This is a genomic window from Sporosarcina soli, assembly GCF_042655805.1.
Classification (GTDB): domain Bacteria; phylum Bacillota; class Bacilli; order Bacillales_A; family Planococcaceae; genus Sporosarcina; species Sporosarcina soli.
Window position 1 is genome coordinate 510151 of record NZ_JBHSNO010000001.1, and the last position, 18583, is coordinate 528733.

Below are 18583 nucleotides of genomic sequence, written 5' to 3' on the forward strand. Positions count from 1 at the left end.
TAACAATCATCTGCTATCGATTTTGCCACCATAAGAGCCGCTGCCTCACACCTATTAACAATCTATCGAAAAGAAAACCTAACGCCGCGATAACTATAACTGCCGCGAGGACAATATCCGTACGGCCATACGCATCAGCATTTAGAATCATAAATCCTAATCCCTTACCAGTTGATGAACCAATCATTTCCGAAGAAAACATCATGACAAATGTCAATGCGAGTGCAACACGCCAACCGTCAAATATTTTAGGAAGTGCTGCTGGAAGTACAACCCGATACAACATTTTGAACTTAGAAGCCCCCATATTTTCTGCAGACCACAGATAAAGTCTATTAATCCCTCGAACACCATCCAATGTTGCAATAAAACAAGGGAAGAAAGCACTTGTGAAAATAATCAGAATCCTCGTCGTATCTGTCACACCAAACCAAACTAAAAATACGGGAAGCAAAGCAATCTTAGGAATCGGGTTAAAAAAGGATACGACCGGATCGAAAAATCTACCGATTGGCTGAAAAAATCCTGCTAGGATTCCCAGCCCTGTTCCGAACAAAACGACCAGCAAAAACCCGACAATCGATCGATATAAACTTATTCCTATGTGAGGGAACACTTCACCCGTCATAAACATTTCACTAATAACCCCAAGGACAACTGCCGGACTTGAAACATAGGTAGGAAACCAATCCGTCATCGCTAACAGTTGCCATAACGCTATGAAAAGAAGAAGCTCAATTAAAGAAACAACTATAAAGCGGCTTTTCTTCAAGCTACTTTGCATTGGATCGGCCTCCTATACTTTTCACGTTTTCCTCCTCATGCAAAAGATCCCATATATGATTCCTGTAATCAATAAACTCATAAGATTTACGTATCGATACATCACGGGGTCTAGGTAAATCAATTTTCAAGATTTCCTTAACTACCGAAGGACGTTTCGTCAAAATAACGACGTAATCACTTAAATAGACTGCTTCTTCAATATCATGCGTAACGAAAATCACGCTTTTCTTCGACTCCGACCAGATTCTTTGAAGCTCCACTTGCATCGTCTCTCTTGTTTGCGAATCAAGTGCACCGAACGGCTCGTCCATCAGTAACACTTTAGGATCAAAAGCAAGCACTCTCGCAAGAGACACTCTCTGCCTCATTCCTCCCGATAACTCAGAAGGCAGATTGTCTTTGAATTCCCAAAGACCAACAAGTTTCAAGAAATATTCCACTCGCTCTTTGATTTCAACTTTTGGAAATTTTTGCACTTCCAACCCCCATGCCACATTGTCGTAGACTTTTCGCCAAGGGAAAAGAGTCGACTCTTGGAACATCATTCCCCGATCTGGGGCAGGTTTGCCGACTTCTTCTCCTCGGACACTCACTACACCGGAAGTCCTTTCAATAAAACCGCCGACAATATGAAGGAATGTACTCTTACCACATCCACTCGGACCGACGATACTTACAAATTCCCCTTCTTTAATATCCAAATCAATCCCTTTGATCGCTTCGATTTCTTCACCTTTACGTTCAAAGACTTTACGCAAGTTGGATATTTTAATAGCGCTTTCTTTTGGTTCTACTTTATTTACAGGAACATCTCTTGTCATTACGGCTCCAAAACTCATCTCAGCCACCTCCGATAGAAATTCAACATTGAACTATTTCAAATGCAGACCATCCTAAACAATTGCACGACGGTGTCCTTGCCTCTAAATCAAGTGATATAGTTAGCTTAAACTATATTCGACAATGGCTACCGCCTAGCATTCATGGGATTCCTTTACTGAATCAGCAGGGAGCCTAGTATGGACTCCCTCTTAATTGAAATGCTTTTTGGGGTTCATCAGCCACCGATGAACCAAGTTATTTTGCTAGGAATGAGTCATCAATCAATGCATCCAGATCAACTTCTTGTTCAATCCATCCTTCTTTCAACAGTATATCCTGTACAAAATCCCAACCTTCCCGATCAAATGAAACATCTGTTGCACGGTGATAATCTGTCAAGTTAAGATAAATTTCCGGTTCCGCCAATACAAATTCTGCATCCAGTAATTTTTGACGGGCTTCAACTGTATTTTCCAAATAATACTGTGTCATAAACTGTAAATCTTCTACAAGCGCTTGTACAGCTTCTTTGTTCTCCTCAATAAATGAAGGGTTTAAAAATAGATTTAGAAAATCTTCTTCTACCGGGACGCCGTCTTTAGAGCTAAATACCGAATCCAAATCCCCTGAACTTTCCGCCATATCATAAAAAGGTTGTGGGAACATACCAACGTCAATTTTCCCACTTCTTACAGCTTCCTCCATAGCGGGAATCGGAAGTACTGCATAGTCTACATCTTTATCTGGGTTTAACCCAGCTGCCCTGACGCTTGATCGGACCCACATATCACTCGGGGATTTAAAATCTGGAATACCGATCGTTTTTCCTGTTAAATCTGCTGCTGATTGATATCCCGCTTTTTTCAAACCCATGAAAGTTGAATTAAACCCTTCATCCATGCTTTCTTTTGCTATATTAGCAACAACCTTCATATCAACGCCTTGCGCAACTGACATTATTGAAGCTCCCTGTCCCAAAGTTCCACCGTCTATTTGATTGGCACGATAAGCGTTCAATCGATCCGTATTTGCTCGGAATTGCTGTAGATCCAAAGTATACTTTTCTCCATAATTCGGTGCCAGTTCTGATGCCACTTTAATCAGCCATAAATTTTCTTCTGTCGCATAGCCGACACCTAATTTGATTTCAACCGGTCCATCCTGTTTTTCTCCCTCAGCTGAAGCTTTTCCATTTTGTTGATTGTCGGATCCACATGCAGCCAATAATCCAACCAGCAAAACTGAAACAAATCCTGTAATAAATCTCTTCACATTCATCCCCCCTATTTTTTGTGATACCAGTGGAATAGCTAAATGCATTGTAATAACTATTCATTCTCCATAAGGCATCAACCTCTCCGTCCCTTTTATTCGTATAACAAGTGTGGGATTAGTAATAGAGGTTAGCAACCCGAATGTCCATCTCTACTTTTAAAAAACTATTCAGTCATTTATCCTAGCAATGAGTTCAGTAATCTGCTGAATGGTCACCAGAATAAGGAAAACCTTTCAAAAAACCCAGATGTAGAACGACTTAAAATCAGTAACGAGCTTCTAAACCTAACATAAAAAATATGGTCTCGTTTAGTTCGGATCTTAAACTATATTTATTTATCAAGGACAAAGTTAGGATTTTTCACCCTTATATTATTACCTATTTCAAAAGACATAAGATCTTCACCAATTACAACTTGACCGTCATATACCTTACTCGTTCTCACAGCCAAATTAGCCTCTGTATCCGTTAAACCATCAAGTAACACAATATGCGTATAGACAGCAAGTTTTGGACTTACTTCACTAAACACTTTTCCAGCTTCTTCAGGTGTTGTATGGAGATCCAGGATTTTTTGAATTGTCGGGGATTTATTATCCGGTCTAGCTGCCGCAACTTCATGAATGAGTAGATCTGTCCCTTTAGCAAAATCGATTAGATTTTCGTTATATCGAGTATCGCCAGAAATTACGACGGAACGACCTTTATAATTCACCCTGTAACCGTAACTCGGTTCCATCGGTCCATGATCAACTAGAAAAGCTACAACTTCCACCCCATCTTTCTCATAAACTGTTCCTTGTTCAATATCATGTCCAATAGTATTCAAGCCATTTAGAATTTCGTTCTGATTCTTTTTGCGGACTTCGATATCAGCAATAAAAGCTTCTTCCATTTTTCCCATCATATCTTTTGTTCCTGTAGGTCCCCACACCTCAAATATTGTTTCCCTTTTTCCAGCAGTAGGTAATGAGCCCGTCGGCCAAACATCGGGAATTCCAATCGTATGATCTGAATGCAGATGGGTAATAAACATTTTGTTAACTTTCCCTGGCAACAAACCAGTTTGACTCAGGCGTAATGCTGCTCCTCTCCCTGCATCAAAAAGTAACTTTTCCTCTCCAACTTCAACTAGCGTCGCGGGCCCACATCGTTCCATACTCAAAAGAGGCGAGCCAGTTCCAAGAAGGGTAACTTTAAAATTGTTCATCTTTTCCTCTGTCTGCTTCTCTTCCGCTGCATAATCTGTACTAGATTTCATTTCAACTGATTCATTGCTATTAATCTCTTCAGCTGAAATGCTTCGTTCTTGTTCACTAGCGGAGCCGCATGCCCCTAACATCCCGATTATCAATCCTAAGAATAGGCCTCCAATAAATCGCCTCATTTATTCTCCCCCTTCTATTCTTTTACTGGTTGAATATCTAAGATGTATGTCTTTTTTGTGTACTGATCGATAATTCACTCCTCTTGTTTTCAATCAACATTTTTTCCTTAAACTCAAACACCCCTCCTGTAACCGTTTTCATATAAGTCTAATTAATGGTTACCATATAACATTTCATTTTGATGTTTTATATACGAAACATCTTTTCCTCGCTTCTATAATTAAACTTTACACTTTTCTGAATTTAATGTCAACACTAAAATATGTAAGAATGATACAGTTTTTCTAATGATATTCTTTGTAAAGAATCGTCTATTAATAGACCGGTTTGTAGAGTGATTTAAATTTTAATAAAGAGTCTGGATCGTAAATTCAACGCATTGACTTCCATTCTAGATGGACGCCTTTCACTATAGTTAACGCGTTAAATTTCAGACAGTAGGTCGATAAGGATATTCCTCCATAGAAAAAAGACGGTATTTCGTTCGTTCCAGACCGAAATGCCATCTTTTTTAACTATATGTGCATGAATGTTAGTTCCATATCATCTGATTTTGAATTTAATGAGCTTGACGTTCAAGTAATTTAATCGTCACTTTAAACTCTTCTTTAGTATCCAAATAGGCATATTTTCCATGCCAATCCTTGCCTTGTTGAATGACGTCAAAGCCCTTTTTTTGAAAGCCAGGTAACCTTTCCTCCAGATTGTCTAATTCCAAAGCAATATGGTGAATCCCTTCTCCGTACTTCTCCAAATGATCCTTCCAAATACTTGGGCTTTCTCTTGGTTGGATGAGCTCCACTTCCAGAGTAGGCGTTTTAAATGACATAAATACCGCATCCGCTTCTGTCGCTTTTCCTTTATACGCTACTTGAGTCACTTCTGGAGCCTCCGACTTGATTTTTGGAGGGATTTTCAAATCCAACAATTCCCCAAAACGGGCTGCAGATTCATCTATATCTTCAACCACAAATGCAATTTGTGTGAAAGTCCGTGAGCTAAACAATGGCTCACCTATAAGATCCCCCACTTTTTTTGGCTGAGGCGTTTCTCTCTCAAGCAGTTCGAATACGATTTTCATCCTAGCTTCTGTATCTAAATAGGCGTAACGTCCTTTGTTCACAGATGTAAATTCACCTGATTGCAACAATGGGTAACCTCTTTTAGCCAAAGGTTCCAGACAAGGAGAGATTTTGTCAACCACAAAAGCAAGGTGATGAATTCCCTCTCCGTTTTCGTTCAAATAATCTTTCATCGTACTTGGTTCATCGTTCACTTCCATTAATTCAATTTGGACTGAAGGTGTGTCGATGAAAACAAGTTTGCTTTGCGTATCAGAAGGTTCTCCTTTATAAAACACCCTGGAACGATCATGAGCACCTGTCAAAAACCATTCAGGTTGGGAAATGCCTAGAAGATTGCTAAACGAGGTGATTGCTTGGTCTATATCATTTACAACGAAAGCGATTTGTTCTATAGAGTTGGTTCCGAGCATCTCTTTATTCAAAGTTTAAACCTCCTTCCGAAACAGCTAACTGGTGAGTACTGCTTTTGGCTTCTCTTTCATGGCCGATGCTTTATCTCCAGCTCAAAATGGGTGGTGTCAATCGCTACGGTTTTGTTTCCTGTTCTGTAGATAGTTATGCAAGTGCAATTGTTTAAACGCCCAAGTACTTTTGTAATACTTCTTCATTTCGCAATAAGGCGTCTGGCGCTCCTTCCCACACTATTGTTCCTTTATTCATAACAAGAACACGATCCGCAACATCACAAGCTAGTTTCAAGTTTTGCTCTACTACTAAAATGGACAATCCTGTTTTTTTCAAATCATTAATAATATCGGTAATTTGATCGATAATAACCGGCGCCAATCCTTCAGATGGTTCATCCATCAGAACAAATATCGGATTCGTCACTAGCGCGCGCCCAATTGCTAACATTTGCTGCTGTCCACCAGATAATTCATTTCCCATATTTTGCTCATACTTTTTTAATACTGGAAATAACTTATACACCTCATCAATCGTCCAATGTTTAAGCCCTTCTTTTTTATGCTTTGTTGGACGACTAGGCATTAATAAGTTTTCTTTTATTGTTAAGGATTTGAAAACTCTTTTCCCTTGTGGCACGAGTGCAAGATGTTCCTTTGAAATATGATGAGGAGGAAATGCACCAATTTCCTTCCCATTAAAGTGGATATTTCCCTTCTTGGCAGGGGTCAGTCCTGCTATTGTGTGAATGGTCGTCGTTTTCCCTGCACCGTTTCTTCCAAGCAAGGCAACACACTCACCTTCTTCTACAGAAAAGTCAACACCTTGTAAAATATGGCTATGACCATAGTATGTATGGACATCTTTCAGACTAAGCATGAGCACGAGCACCTCCCCCAAAATAAATCTCCTGAATCATTTTATCTCCACGGATCTTTTCTGGTTCATCGGACATGATCGTCTCGCCATGATGGAGCACTGTTATCTTATTAGCAGTACTAAAGACTACGTCCATATCATGTTCAATCATTAAAATCGATACAGACCGAGGGATCTTTTTAATCAATTCAATTGTCTTCGACGTTTCAGATGGAGACATCCCCGAAGTGGGCTCATCTAGCAAAAGTATTTTGGGTTTGGAACAAAGCGATAAAATAATTTCCATCACACGTTGTTCCCCGTAGGATAACTCGTTCACTTTCTTATCTTTCCGATCCGCCAACTTCCACTCTTCTAGAAATGCATCACATTCTTCCAACACATCCTCATATAACATTAAAGGTTTAAACGCTTTCATCGAATATTTCTTTGTAGATAAAAGAGCTAAATATACATTATTTGCGACAGTTAGGTTCTCAAAAAGGTTGTTTTTTTGGAAAGTCCTTCCGATTCCAAGACCTACCCGTTTATATGAAGGCATCGTATGAATCGGTTGGTCTTCTAGTATGACTTCTCCAGTGTCCAACGGAATCGTCCCGTAAATACAATTTACAAACGTTGTTTTCCCCGCTCCATTTGGTCCAATAATTACATGTCTATCACCAGCTGATAAATCTAGAGATGCACCACGTAACACATGGTTTGCTTTAAATGATTTATTCAACCCCTTTATTTTTAGCAAACTCATTTAATGACACTCCCTTCGAATTGGTAGTTCTTTTGAAAGCCATAACTTTTTTACTTAAAAGTTGAACGAGCTGTAAAATTCCCCCACGATCAAAAAGAACTAACGCGATAAAAATTAACCCCATAATAAGCGACCAACGATCTGTCATTGTACTGACATAATTTTGGAGAAAAATATAAACAGCGGCACCTAAAACCGGACCGAATAAAGTGCCCATTCCACCTATATAGACCATAATGATTACCGTTGCAGCCATATGGACTCCGAACAAATCCGGACTGGCAAATTGCGTTTTAAATGCATACAAGCCGCCGGCCAATCCGGCAAAGCCGCCTGCAACAATATAGGCAATCATTTTATAATTACGGATGTTATACCCCAGTGCAATCATCCTGTTCTCATTTTCCATGACGCCCTGTAATCCTGTTCCTAAAGGAGAATTTACGAATAGCCGTAACAAAAGATAAGAGAGTGTAAAGAAACCACCAATTAAATAGAACAAACCGAGTGGTGAAGTTAACTCCACAAACCCAAGATTTGGCTTAATGGAAGTTCCTAAGCCATCTGCACCACCCCAATAGCCAGATTGACTAAAAACCAAGTAAAGCATTTGTGTAAACGCAAATGTTAACATTAAAAAGAAAATCCCTTTACTCCGAATCGCAATCAAACCCGTCACTAACGCGAAAGCACATGAGATGAGAATAGCAACCAACAATAGAACATACATACTTGGAACCATTTGACTTAGGACGACTACGGTATAAGCACCGAGACCAAAAAAAGCGCTATGACCAAGTGAATGCAATCCACCAAACCCCATAATCAATCCGAGACTCATCGCGAAGATGCCCATAATGAGTACTTCTGTCATCATGTACATCATGAATGGGGACATGATGAACGGCAAGATACAGATTGCTACCACTAATAAGAAGAACGATATTAGTGTTTTTTTCATGCCTCTACCTCCCCGAACAATCCAGATGGCTTAATAACTAGAACAATTACCATTATTCCGAAAATTATGAGCATCGAAAGGCTAGGAATGTAAATTTTCCCGAAAGCGTCTACAATGCCAATTAAGACTGCTCCAATGAAAGCTCCTTTCCAACTCCCAAGACCACCGATTAAGACAATAATAAGGGCATTGATCAAGATTTCGAATTCCATCATCGGATACATACCTAAGATTGGGCCCCCAAGGACGCCTCCAAACGCTGCGAGTCCTGCTCCGAAAACAAATACAGCTGAAAAAACGACTTTAATATTAAATCCTAATGCCCCCACCATCTCCATATCGTCGACTCCCGCACGCACGATCATGCCAATATGTGTCTTATTTTCAAAAAACCATAAAAGGGTTGCAAAAACAATACCAGCTAAAATGACAAGTATTCTGTAAGCAGGAAATTGACTTTCCCCTATTTGAATCGATGCACTCAGTATTTCAGGCATAGGGATGGACAAGAAATTTCCTCCCCAAATCCATAGCGTTATATCGCCGATTACAAAAATAAGACCAACCGTTAGTAAAATTTGTGCTGTCTCATTTCCGTGGATTCGTGAGATTAACAAACGTTCAATAATTAATCCTAGGACCATAACGATAACCGTGGCTAATATTAATGCCACCCAGAAATTGAACCCTTTATGAACAAATGCGTAGGCTATATAAGAGCCCAACAAGTAAAACGAACCGTGAGCCAAATTGATCACTCTCATCAGTCCAAACACGATTGATAATCCACTTGCCATTAAGAACAATAGCATACCATACGTCAATCCTGACAAAGTGTTAATGATAAAGAAGTCCATTTCTCTTCCTCCCCATCGGCTTTTAAATGGAACTAGCCGAGCATCAATATTCTGTAATCGTATTCATCTGTTAATACTCTTTGTAACCGGTAGCCTCTTTTGGCATTTGTACTTTTTCATATGTTTTTATCAGTTCAAATAAGATGGCATCATTTTCTTTCTTACCTTCAACGATATACATGTTTTGAATCGGATTATTTGTAACAGGATCAATTTCAATCGGACCACGAGGGCTATCAATTGAAATCCCTTCCTCTAGTGCTTTTACAATTTGATCGGCTTCCGTACTATCTGCCTTTTTGATTGCTTCTACAATCAACTGTGCAGAATCATAGCCGTTCACTGCGTAATTATCCGGTTCTTTCCCATACTTTTCCTTGAACTTTTTAACGAATTCATTGTTCACGTTATTATCCAATTCAGGGAAATAGTTTGTAACCATTTGTCCACCTACTACAGCATCTGCTACAGCTTTAATTGTAGATGGTGCATTCAACATAGCTGAGCTTTCTAGAAGCTGGTACTTATCTCTCAAACCAAACTCTTTGTATTGCTGGACGAACCTTGGTCCATCAGCCCCCGGAATAAACATAAAAACCGAATCTGGTTTTATTTCATTTATTTGCGTCAAATAAGAAGAAAAATCGCTTGTCCCAACTGGTGCCCAAATTATTTTCTCGATATTGCCTCCATTTTCTTCGAAGTTCGCGATGAAATCCGTCGCAATTTCGTGGCCCGCTACATAATCGGATGCAACAACGACTGCTGATTTACCGACTTCTTCAGCGGCAAATTTTCCCGCAGTGGCTGCATATTGCCAAGCTGAAAAACTTGTTCTCCATACATAGTCACTTCTGTTGTCCCATGACAATGTGTTGCCAGTACCGACTACATTAATCATTGGAACTCTTTTTTCTGCATCTACTTTATCCCTTAACGCTGCCGCAATACTCCCGATGGTTCCACCACCGATCATGTCCACATTCTGCTTTAATGTTAGTTGCTCATACTTCCTTAAAGCCGCTTGGGGATCTCCTCCATCGTCTTCGAAAATTAGCTGGACTTTTCTTCCGGCAATTTCATCATTTTCTTCAAAGTAAAGTTCAAGCCCTTCTTTAATACCTTCTCCCATGAACGCAAAATTGCCAGTTAAAGAAAGAATAAAACCTACTTTCACATCGTCTTTATCGGAGCCGTTTCCAGCTCCTCCCGCGCTTCCTTCACTGCATGCAATTAAAAAAATACTAATCATAGATACGATTCCAATCAAAAATATGTTTTTCTTATTCATCTACTAAAATCCCCCTTTTGCGAAAATCAATCTCTCTACATTCACCGTTAAATTTTCTCGATTCTTATCTCCTTACACTAAAACATTCAAATAACTAAAACTCACACTTTGTTTTTAATTTGTTTTTTAATGTCAGAGAAAAATTTCCCTGCCATATATTTAGCAATACCACTGAGCACACGGCTTCCTACACCGGCAATTAAACCGCCTACTTCCGCATCGCATTGCCATTTTAAAACGACGCCACCGGAAGATGAATCTTCAATTTTACAATCCATTTTAGCTTTCACATGACCTGGCCCGCCGCTTCCTTCGGCTTCTAAAGTATAATGAACGGGTTCTTGCACGTTATTGATGACGATATGTCCTGTATATTTTCCTTTAACAGCTGCCACACCAAGATTCATGACTACTTCATATTCATCCGCGCCTAGCAAATTCAGTTCCTCACAACCCGGGATGACATTTTTCAAAATTTCAGGATCATGAAGTATCTCCCATAACTCCTGTTTTGACAAATCGAATTTTGCTTCTCCTGCTATTTGCATTTGTAATCTCCTCCTAATTTTTCTTAAACTTTGCTTTGTAGTTCAAACATTAGGTCGCAAATTGTAATCGCTTTCACCGAAAACCAAAATAAATGAATAAACGATTAGCCTAAATCTTGAATCAACTTATAATGTTTTATATACAAAACATCTTTTCCTAACCTTTAATAAATTGTATATTATTCCGAATATATTATCAACTAGATTTTTTTTTTGAGTCAACTATTTTTGTCACTCTAGTAAATCTATAGACCTTGCCATTTGTGCTATACTGTAGTCAAACATGCTCTTTGAAATCCGAAGATACGAGGTTGTGACAGGAAGAATGCTCTGTCACGTAAAATCTTCAAGCCACCAAAGAAATAGCCATCTACCTAAAAAAATTGAGATAGACAGCTATTTGTCATGCGTAACGAATAGGTGCGCTTATTTTTAAATTTGGGTTTACTCTGTTTATGTTTCCAAACGTTACCCGCCAATATAACTCATTCCGATTTTTTTCCGGTTCTTTGCTGTCTGTTCCATCCGTTCATCGGAATAACGATCACTTCTCCGCTCCCATACACCCCGAATCGCATTCGATAATGCCTCATCCGTTACGCCGCTTCTTATAAGCGACCGCAAATCGAACCCTTCTGAAGCAAACAAGCAAGTGAAGAACTTGCCATCCGACGATAACCGGGCACGTGTGCAAGAAGAGCAGAATGATTCTGAGACAGATGTGATAAACCCAACTTCGGCTCCGTTATCCGTATAGCGGTAACGCTTTGCCACTTCTCCGAAATAATGCGGTTCAGACGGTTCCATTTCATAAACATCTTTCAACATGCCATAAATCTCTTTTTTTGTGACAACTTTTTCAAAACTCCAGCCATTATCATTACCAACGTCCATGAATTCGATAAAGCGAAGCGTGATCCCTCTTTCTTTGAAATAAGCAGCCATCGGCAAGATTTCACTCTCATTGACACCTTTTTGGACGACCATATTGACTTTGATTTCAAAACCGACGCTTTGCGCATAATCAATATTTGAAAGAATCAAATCAGGCTTCGTCTCCCTACCATTCAGCTCACCAAAGATTTTAGGATCAAGTGCATCCAAACTCATATTCAGCCTCCGTAACCCCGCATCGTAAAGTGGTTTGGCATACTTGCCCAGCAGAACGCCATTTGTCGTCAATCCGATATCTTCAATGCCTTCGATTATCATAAGCTTCGCAACCAACTCCGGAAGGTCTCTTCTCATAAGTGGTTCTCCGCCAGTGAGACGCAGCTTTTTCACTCCGAGCTTTGCAAACAACTTTGCAAAACGCTCTATCTCTTCAAATGAAAGAAGTCCTTCCCTCGGCAAAAAAACATAATCATCCCCAAAAATCTCCTTTGGCATACAGTACGAGCATCTGAAATTGCATTTATCCGTTACCGATATTCGAAGATCCCGAATCGGCCGGTTGATTTGATCTTTGGGCGCACTCAAGTTTGTCCTCTCCCTTCCAAGTCCATTGGCGTATTAATCCACCTTGACATCCCTCCCGCAAGAATAATCCCCACTGTTTTCATCCACCACTCACTGGAGGGATGAATGCACAAACATCACTAGACTGGATGACGTCATCCTTTAACGCATATTCTTCATTGACAGCGACATGAATCGCATCTTTTCCGAAACCCGGATATGTATTTTCCGCCCAATCCAGCAATTGTTGGACGGTCATCGAATCTTGCTCAATTGTTTCTTCAGACTTTCCCGTCAACTCGTTGCAGATTGGTTTAAATAAAGTTTGTCTTGAATATCGATTTTCCATAGACCGTGCCCTCCTTTACTTTATTTCATTAGGGCTTACGTCTAAAAATGAGACGACAGTTCCCATTGATGAACTATCGTCCCTATAAAAACTATTCAAATAAGCCCGCTGAAGTACTATTCACTGTCCAGATGGTTGATTAATCGCAAGTAGTCAGAAGGTGTGTCTACGTCAGGAATTGGTTCTTTATTCATTTCAGCGTAATAAACTGATTGTCTAAACTGAGCAATGACCGATTTTCCACCTTCATCCCCGCTTATATTCAATAGATGAGGAAACATTTCCTTTTTGAACAAGACCGGATGCCCTTTACACCCTTGATAGGTTGCTTGGACAATCGAATAACTCGGCTGGCATAAGTGGGCCTCGACAACTGTATTGATTTCCCTTACGGACATGAGCGGTTGGTCGCTTAATAAGAAGACGACCGACTTCGCTTTGTCATACACTGCCTGTAAGCCCGCCTTGAGGGATGAAGACATCCCTTCAAATGCACGGTCATTGAGAACCACTTGATCTACCCCTTCTGCGTTTGCTTCCATAACTATATTCTTCGTCAACGGGTTCACCACGACAATTAAACCATCTATCCGAGACTTCAATGCTTGGCCAATTGTCCGTCTCAACAATGATTCCCCTTGAAAAGGAAGTAACATTTTAGGTTTCCCCATTCTTGTAGAAAATCCAGCTGCTAAGATGATAGCCCATACGCCATTGTTCACCATTAGATTAGAAGCCCTTTCTTTTCACACGAATTGAACTTCCCTTCAAGGGTCGTCAGCTTGCTTCCGGTTCCGCCCCGGTAGACGGAAATCACTTCAGAAATGATGCTAAGGGCTATCTCCTCGGGTGTTTCCGATCCAATGTCCAATCCAATCGGACTATGGATTTTATGACTGTTTGAATGACTCTCCAAATGTAAATCTTTCGCTAACTCATCCGTCCTTCTTCTCGGCCCTAAAAGCCCGATATATGCCGCTTCGGAATTTATAACTTCTTTTAAAACGATTTGATCTTGCAAAAAGTGATGCGACATAATGACGACATACGTATTGCTATCCAACTCAAAGTTAGGAACGCTTCCTGGGGGATAGCAAATTACGGCATCCGCCTCAGGGAAATTTCCACTGTTTGCAAAAGCCGGCCGATGATCCAACACTGTCACATACCATTTCATCTTTTTCGCCAATTGCACTAAGGGAACGGCATCCGATCCCCCTCCGAATATCGCCAGAGTAGGTGCAGGATCAATAACATCATAAAATAATCGGAAAGTTCCTTTGTCTGCAGTTTGGACGACTGAAGCGGCAACGGAACCTTCGTTTTCCAAGTAGTCATGCATTATTTCTTTGAATGGAACCAAATCAAAATCCAACGCTTGTGGATTTATCAACCACTTTCTGCCGATATAATGATTATCCTCCGCGTCTGTAACGGTTATGCTATGCAAAATTTCCGACTTTCCTCTTTCAAACCATTTCTGAATCTGTTCTGCTTGCACGGCATCCTTTTCGGGCCTAAACGGTTCTAAAAACACATCCATTTTCCCATTGCATCCTACGCCAAGTCCCCAGATCAAATCGCCTTCGTCCTGAAAGTCATAATGAACAATTTTTGGTTTCCCTCTGTCTATTACTTCATCGGCGATTATATGCAAATCACCTTCTACACAACCGCCACTTACAATTCCAGTCAACTTTCCATCTGCCGCGATAAAGCATTTGGTGCCCGTTTTTTGATAAGTGGACCCTTCGGTAGAAATGATTGTGCCAAGCACACCATCTAATCCTAGCTTTTTGCAACGCATTATTTCCTCATAAATTTCTTGCATATCATTCACCCCGAAAACCGCATTTGAAAACTGTTTGCCTAAGCTAGGCCATTTCACACTCTCTCCGCTTCCTTGATTAATTCCCGGAGGTACCCTGGACTGACCGGCACTTTGGTGATTTCAATAGAAAGTGGTGTCAGTGCATCGACAACTGCATTTGCAATAGCTGCAGGCGGAGAAATGGCGCCACCTTCTCCAACACCTTTTATGCCCATCGGATTTCTTGTTGACGGATATTCTTGGTGCACCATCTTTACCGTCGGAATTTCCATGGACGTAGGGATTAAATAATCCATATAACTACCAGTCAATACTTGGCCGTTTTTATCATGGACAATTTCTTCATATAAAGCTGAGCCGATTCCTTGTGCAATCCCCCCTTGGACCTGTCCTTCAACAATCATTGGATTAATGACCGTACCACAATCATGGACAATACTATAATCTTGGATTTTCACAAATCCGGTTTCTTTATCCACTTCTACTTGAGCTACATGGATTGAAGAAGCAAAGGTAACGGTCGGAGGCACAAAATAATGAAGCACTTGCAATCCTGCTTCCATGCCTTCAGGCAATTTCGAACTTTTGCTTGGTCTTGCAGCATTAGCTATGTCAACAAACGTCAATTTTTTTTCGGGATTATCGTGCGCATAGATGCTCCCATTTTCAATAAGCAGCGTTTCAACTTCTTTACTCAACATTATGCCCGCGATTTCAAGTACTTTCTTTCGCAATTTTTGCGAAGCAGCATGAATTGCGGAACCCGCATTGACAGCACTTCTACTTGCGTATGTTCCTGCGCCTAATGGTAAAACGCCAGTGTCCCCAACGATCACTGTCACTTGGTCTAACGTTATGCCAAGATCGTCTGCACAAATTTGTGAGAATACGGTCTCGTGCCCTTGTCCTTGGGGAGAAGAACCCAAATGTGCTGTCACATGTCCTGTAAGGTCAATTTTAACGAGCGCGCTCTCAAACGGTCCGGATCCCGTTCCTTCAATGAATGAAGAAATGCCGATCCCAACATATTTACCCATTTCCTTTAGTTCCTGTTGTTTCTTTCGGAATCCTTCGTAGTTTGCGGCTTCCAATACTTTGTCCAATGCATCCGGGTAGTTACCGCTATCATAGATTAGCTGGGCACCGTCTTTCACTAAGATGCCTTGATCATACGGCATTTCCTCCGCTTGGATCATATTTTTTTTCATAACGTCCACTGGATCCATCGCTAAATTTCGCGCGATCATATCGATAACCCGGTCCATGACAAACGTGGCTTCCGGTCGTCCGGCGCCGCGGAACGGGACATTAGGTGTTTTATTCGTCAGGATGACACGGCACTTGGATTGATAACTCGGAATTTTGTACATACCCCGCAAATGATAAGCTGTATTATAGGCACATGTAAGCGCAAAATAGTTCACAGCGCCGCTATCCACTATAAAATCATCTTTTATACCGGTAATTGTCCCATCCTTTTTATAAGAGACTTCGACGTCATGAGTTTGATCCCGTGATTGCCGAGCAGCCGTTAAATGTTCGAGGCGGTCTTCAATCCATCTTATCGGTCGTCCAAGCATTCTGGACAAGTAAGGAACTAGTACTTCTTCGGGATGGACGCCGCCTTTCGGACCGAATCCACCGCCGACTTCGGGCGCCGTCACATGGATGCTCTCCTCTGGTATTTCCAGAAGGGAAGCAATAGTGGATCGGACTTCATAAGGCAGTTGTGTGGAAGACCATACTCGGAATTTTTCCGTAATTGCATCGTAATTAGCTAGCACACCCCTCGTTTCCATTGGACTAGAGGATAGACGTGGCGTTCTTAACCTTTTCTTTAAGACATAATCCGCTTCTTCAATTGCTCTGTCCACATCGCCTACTTGGACAAGGAAGTGGGATTGGATATTACTTTCCATATGCTCCTGTATAATCGGAGCATTTTCCTTAGCCGCTTCAAATGGATCGACCAGTGCTTCTAGTGGTTCGTATTCGACTTTTAGTAAAGCTAAGGCGTCTTCTGCAATATATCGATTCTTTGCTACGACGACTACAACCGGTTGTCCAGCATACGTCACTTTTCCCTTCGCAAGAACATCTTCAAAATTGTAATTGATGACAGGATCAATTTCTTCGATTAAGTTGGGGGGAAGTATGCAATGGGAGTCAAATTGTTTGATCGGTTTAATTTTCCCTTCAATATCATTGCTCGTGATAACCGCATAGACGCCCTCCAAAGATTTTGCGGCGTCTACCTCTATGCCTTTTATGCGGGCATGACCGTAAGTGCTTCTTAAAAATGCAGCTTCCAGCATATTTTCCATACGTAAATCTGCAACGTATTTGCCTGCACCTGTTAGTAGTCGAGTATCTTCTTTCCGCTTCACACTTTGTCCTACAAACTTTGACATTACATTCATCCTCCCTTAACTTATTTGAACCGTTTCTTTCTGTTTGTGATCGGATTGACATATCGGCTCCTTCAATGATTTGGAAGTGCGTTGGATTTGTACAGCTTGTTGGACTGCTTTCACGATGTTTGCATAGCCTGTACATCTACACAAATTGCCTGAAACGGCTTCACGAATTTCTTCCTCTGTCGGATCTTCATTTTCTTTTAGAAAAGGAGTTAAGGTCATTAAAAAACCAGGTGTGCAAAAACCGCACTGCAATCCGTGGCAGTCTTTAAAGGATTGCTGAAGCGTGTTCAGCGTACCATTGTCGTTTTGGAGTGATTCGACCGTTTCGATTTCGCATCCATCCGCTTGAACCGCGAGCATCAAACAAGCCCGTACAGATTCTCCATTCAACAGGATTGTGCAAGCACCACATACGCCATGTTCACAGCCGACATTCGTGCCTGTCAGTTTTAACTCATCACGGATAAAATCAGTTAACAACATACGTGACGCTACTTCTTTTTGGACTTTTACACTATTTATCGTCAAAGCAATCGTTCTTTTACTCATGCTGTCCATCTCCTTTCATCACACGGGCAACTGCTGTTTTCAATGCTCTTTGAACGAGAACACCTACAAGTTCCCGGCGGTACTCGTCTGTTCCATGCAAGTCTGATTCCGGATCTACATTGTCTTCTGTCATTTCCCTAACTTCCGCAAGCAATTCATCCGTCAGTTTTTTACCGATGATGTGTTCCTCCACTTCCTCAAGGACAGTCGGAGTCGGATTCACACCGCCAACTGCTATTTGTGCTTTCGTAACCGTTCCAGTTTCATCCGTTTCAAGAACGACCGCGGCTTCCGCAAGCGCAAAATCTCCGTGTGTCCTTGCGACTTCAACAAAGGAGGAAGCACTCTCTTTACTCATAATCGGAAATCTGATTTCTTTTATCATTTGATCGGGTTGCAAAGAGGTTAGCATATACGTCAAGAAAAATTCCTCAGGACTTAAAACCTCTTCACCTTCCATACTAGCAACAACAATTTCACCGCGGAGTGCAGCTAAGACACATGGCAATTCTGCTGAGGGATCGCCGTGGGCAATACTACCACCTACTGTCCCTCTGTTCCGGATTTGTGTCGTTCCAACCCATCGAATTGCTTCCTCCAATAACGGGCATAATTCTTTCACGAGTGGTGACGATTCTATATCCTTATGCCTTACCAGTGCACCGATGGCAAGATGGTCTCCCTCTTCACGAATATAGTTCAACTCTTCCACTTTGCCTATGTCGATAAGATATTCCGGCGTTGAAAGCCTCATATTCAGTACTGGTATTAAACTTTGCCCGCCCGACAATACTTTTGCATCATCACCATAATCCGACAACAATCGCAACGCTTCTTCGACACTTTCAGGCCGAAGATAATTAAAAACAGCTGGTTTCATATGACGACCTCCTCAATTTTTAAATGTATGCCTACAAACTGTCATTACAA

Annotated in this window: 18 protein-coding genes; all 18 read right to left on the reverse strand. The window is 41.0% G+C overall.

Features of this window, described 5'->3' with window-relative positions:
- Positions 1 to 13 precede the first annotated feature (13 nt).
- On the reverse strand, positions 14 to 784 hold the full coding sequence (locus ACFPRA_RS02505; RefSeq protein WP_381430238.1) for an ABC transporter permease: 771 nt from the start codon (positions 782 to 784) through the stop codon (positions 14 to 16).
- Positions 774 to 1625, reverse strand: a complete 852-nt coding sequence (locus ACFPRA_RS02510) for an ABC transporter ATP-binding protein (RefSeq protein ID WP_381430241.1) — start codon at positions 1623 to 1625, stop codon at positions 774 to 776. The genes ACFPRA_RS02505 and ACFPRA_RS02510 overlap by 11 nt, the downstream gene beginning before the upstream one ends.
- Before the next feature lie 238 nt (positions 1626 to 1863).
- Positions 1864 to 2880 (reverse strand): ABC transporter substrate-binding protein, encoded by a 1017-nt coding sequence (locus ACFPRA_RS02515; protein ID WP_381430244.1) that lies wholly within the window; start codon positions 2878 to 2880, stop codon positions 1864 to 1866.
- A gap of 335 nt (positions 2881 to 3215) precedes the next feature.
- Positions 3216 to 4271: an MBL fold metallo-hydrolase gene (locus ACFPRA_RS02520; RefSeq protein ID WP_381430246.1), complete on the reverse strand. Its 1056-nt coding sequence runs from the start codon at positions 4269 to 4271 to the stop codon at positions 3216 to 3218.
- A 560-nt stretch (positions 4272 to 4831) separates the two neighbouring features.
- Complete coding sequence (locus ACFPRA_RS02525) at positions 4832 to 5779, reverse strand: VOC family protein (RefSeq protein ID WP_381430248.1); 948 nt, start codon at positions 5777 to 5779, stop codon at positions 4832 to 4834.
- A 151-nt stretch (positions 5780 to 5930) separates the two neighbouring features.
- Entirely contained in the window at positions 5931 to 6641 is a 711-nt protein-coding gene (locus ACFPRA_RS02530; RefSeq protein ID WP_381430251.1) for an ABC transporter ATP-binding protein, read from the reverse strand.
- A complete protein-coding gene (locus ACFPRA_RS02535) occupies positions 6634 to 7389 on the reverse strand; it encodes an ABC transporter ATP-binding protein (RefSeq protein ID WP_381430254.1) in 756 nt (251 codons plus the stop codon). The genes ACFPRA_RS02530 and ACFPRA_RS02535 overlap by 8 nt, the downstream gene beginning before the upstream one ends.
- Complete coding sequence (locus ACFPRA_RS02540) at positions 7358 to 8350, reverse strand: branched-chain amino acid ABC transporter permease (RefSeq protein WP_381430257.1); 993 nt, start codon at positions 8348 to 8350, stop codon at positions 7358 to 7360. Before ACFPRA_RS02540 ends, ACFPRA_RS02535 begins: the two co-directional genes overlap by 32 nt.
- Positions 8347 to 9207, reverse strand: a complete 861-nt coding sequence (locus ACFPRA_RS02545) for a branched-chain amino acid ABC transporter permease (protein ID WP_381430260.1) — start codon at positions 9205 to 9207, stop codon at positions 8347 to 8349. Before ACFPRA_RS02545 ends, ACFPRA_RS02540 begins: the two co-directional genes overlap by 4 nt.
- Positions 9208 to 9277: 70 nt before the next feature.
- Positions 9278 to 10498: an ABC transporter substrate-binding protein gene (locus tag ACFPRA_RS02550; RefSeq protein WP_381430263.1), complete on the reverse strand. Its 1221-nt coding sequence runs from the start codon at positions 10496 to 10498 to the stop codon at positions 9278 to 9280.
- Between the two features lie 101 nt (positions 10499 to 10599).
- A complete protein-coding gene (locus tag ACFPRA_RS02555) occupies positions 10600 to 11046 on the reverse strand; it encodes an SRPBCC family protein (RefSeq protein WP_381430265.1) in 447 nt (148 codons plus the stop codon).
- 468 nt (positions 11047 to 11514) lie between these two features.
- Positions 11515 to 12525, reverse strand: coding sequence for a GTP 3',8-cyclase MoaA (gene moaA, locus ACFPRA_RS02560; RefSeq protein WP_381430268.1), 1011 nt, complete (start codon positions 12523 to 12525; stop codon positions 11515 to 11517).
- 79 nt (positions 12526 to 12604) lie between these two features.
- Positions 12605 to 12853, reverse strand: a complete 249-nt coding sequence (locus ACFPRA_RS02565; protein WP_381430271.1) for a MoaD/ThiS family protein — start codon at positions 12851 to 12853, stop codon at positions 12605 to 12607.
- 116 nt (positions 12854 to 12969) lie between these two features.
- Positions 12970 to 13578: a nucleotidyltransferase family protein gene (locus ACFPRA_RS02570; protein ID WP_381430274.1), complete on the reverse strand. Its 609-nt coding sequence runs from the start codon at positions 13576 to 13578 to the stop codon at positions 12970 to 12972.
- Entirely contained in the window at positions 13578 to 14741 is a 1164-nt protein-coding gene (locus ACFPRA_RS02575; protein ID WP_381430276.1) for an XdhC family protein, read from the reverse strand. The genes ACFPRA_RS02570 and ACFPRA_RS02575 overlap by 1 nt, the downstream gene beginning before the upstream one ends.
- Entirely contained in the window at positions 14738 to 17095 is a 2358-nt protein-coding gene (locus ACFPRA_RS02580; protein ID WP_381430279.1) for a xanthine dehydrogenase family protein molybdopterin-binding subunit, read from the reverse strand. Before ACFPRA_RS02580 ends, ACFPRA_RS02575 begins: the two co-directional genes overlap by 4 nt.
- Positions 17096 to 17110: 15 nt before the next feature.
- Complete coding sequence (locus ACFPRA_RS02585; protein ID WP_381430282.1) at positions 17111 to 17653, reverse strand: (2Fe-2S)-binding protein; 543 nt, start codon at positions 17651 to 17653, stop codon at positions 17111 to 17113.
- Entirely contained in the window at positions 17646 to 18533 is an 888-nt protein-coding gene (locus tag ACFPRA_RS02590) for an FAD binding domain-containing protein (protein ID WP_381430285.1), read from the reverse strand. Before ACFPRA_RS02590 ends, ACFPRA_RS02585 begins: the two co-directional genes overlap by 8 nt.
- Between the last annotated feature and the right edge of the window lie 50 nt (positions 18534 to 18583).

Excerpts from the sequence above, each read along its gene's own strand:
- ACFPRA_RS02505 (WP_381430238.1), bottom strand. The coding sequence starts at position 784 with ATGCAAAGTAGCTTGAAGAAAAGCCGCTTTATAGTTGTTTCTTTAATT.
- ACFPRA_RS02510 (WP_381430241.1), bottom strand. The coding sequence starts at position 1,625 with ATGAGTTTTGGAGCCGTAATGACAAGAGATGTTCCTGTAAATAAAGTA.
- ACFPRA_RS02520 (WP_381430246.1), bottom strand. The coding sequence starts at position 4,271 with ATGAGGCGATTTATTGGAGGCCTATTCTTAGGATTGATAATCGGGATG.
- ACFPRA_RS02530 (WP_381430251.1), bottom strand. The coding sequence starts at position 6,641 with ATGCTTAGTCTGAAAGATGTCCATACATACTATGGTCATAGCCATATT.
- ACFPRA_RS02535 (WP_381430254.1), bottom strand. The coding sequence starts at position 7,389 with ATGAGTTTGCTAAAAATAAAGGGGTTGAATAAATCATTTAAAGCAAAC.
- ACFPRA_RS02540 (WP_381430257.1), bottom strand. The coding sequence starts at position 8,350 with ATGAAAAAAACACTAATATCGTTCTTCTTATTAGTGGTAGCAATCTGT.
- ACFPRA_RS02545 (WP_381430260.1), bottom strand. The coding sequence starts at position 9,207 with ATGGACTTCTTTATCATTAACACTTTGTCAGGATTGACGTATGGTATG.
- ACFPRA_RS02550 (WP_381430263.1), bottom strand. The coding sequence starts at position 10,498 with ATGAATAAGAAAAACATATTTTTGATTGGAATCGTATCTATGATTAGT.
- ACFPRA_RS02555 (WP_381430265.1), bottom strand. The coding sequence starts at position 11,046 with ATGCAAATAGCAGGAGAAGCAAAATTCGATTTGTCAAAACAGGAGTTA.
- ACFPRA_RS02565 (WP_381430271.1), bottom strand. The coding sequence starts at position 12,853 with ATGGAAAATCGATATTCAAGACAAACTTTATTTAAACCAATCTGCAAC.
- ACFPRA_RS02570 (WP_381430274.1), bottom strand. The coding sequence starts at position 13,578 with ATGGTGAACAATGGCGTATGGGCTATCATCTTAGCAGCTGGATTTTCT.
- ACFPRA_RS02580 (WP_381430279.1), bottom strand. The coding sequence starts at position 17,095 with ATGTCAAAGTTTGTAGGACAAAGTGTGAAGCGGAAAGAAGATACTCGA.
- ACFPRA_RS02585 (WP_381430282.1), bottom strand. The coding sequence starts at position 17,653 with ATGAGTAAAAGAACGATTGCTTTGACGATAAATAGTGTAAAAGTCCAA.
- ACFPRA_RS02590 (WP_381430285.1), bottom strand. The coding sequence starts at position 18,533 with ATGAAACCAGCTGTTTTTAATTATCTTCGGCCTGAAAGTGTCGAAGAA.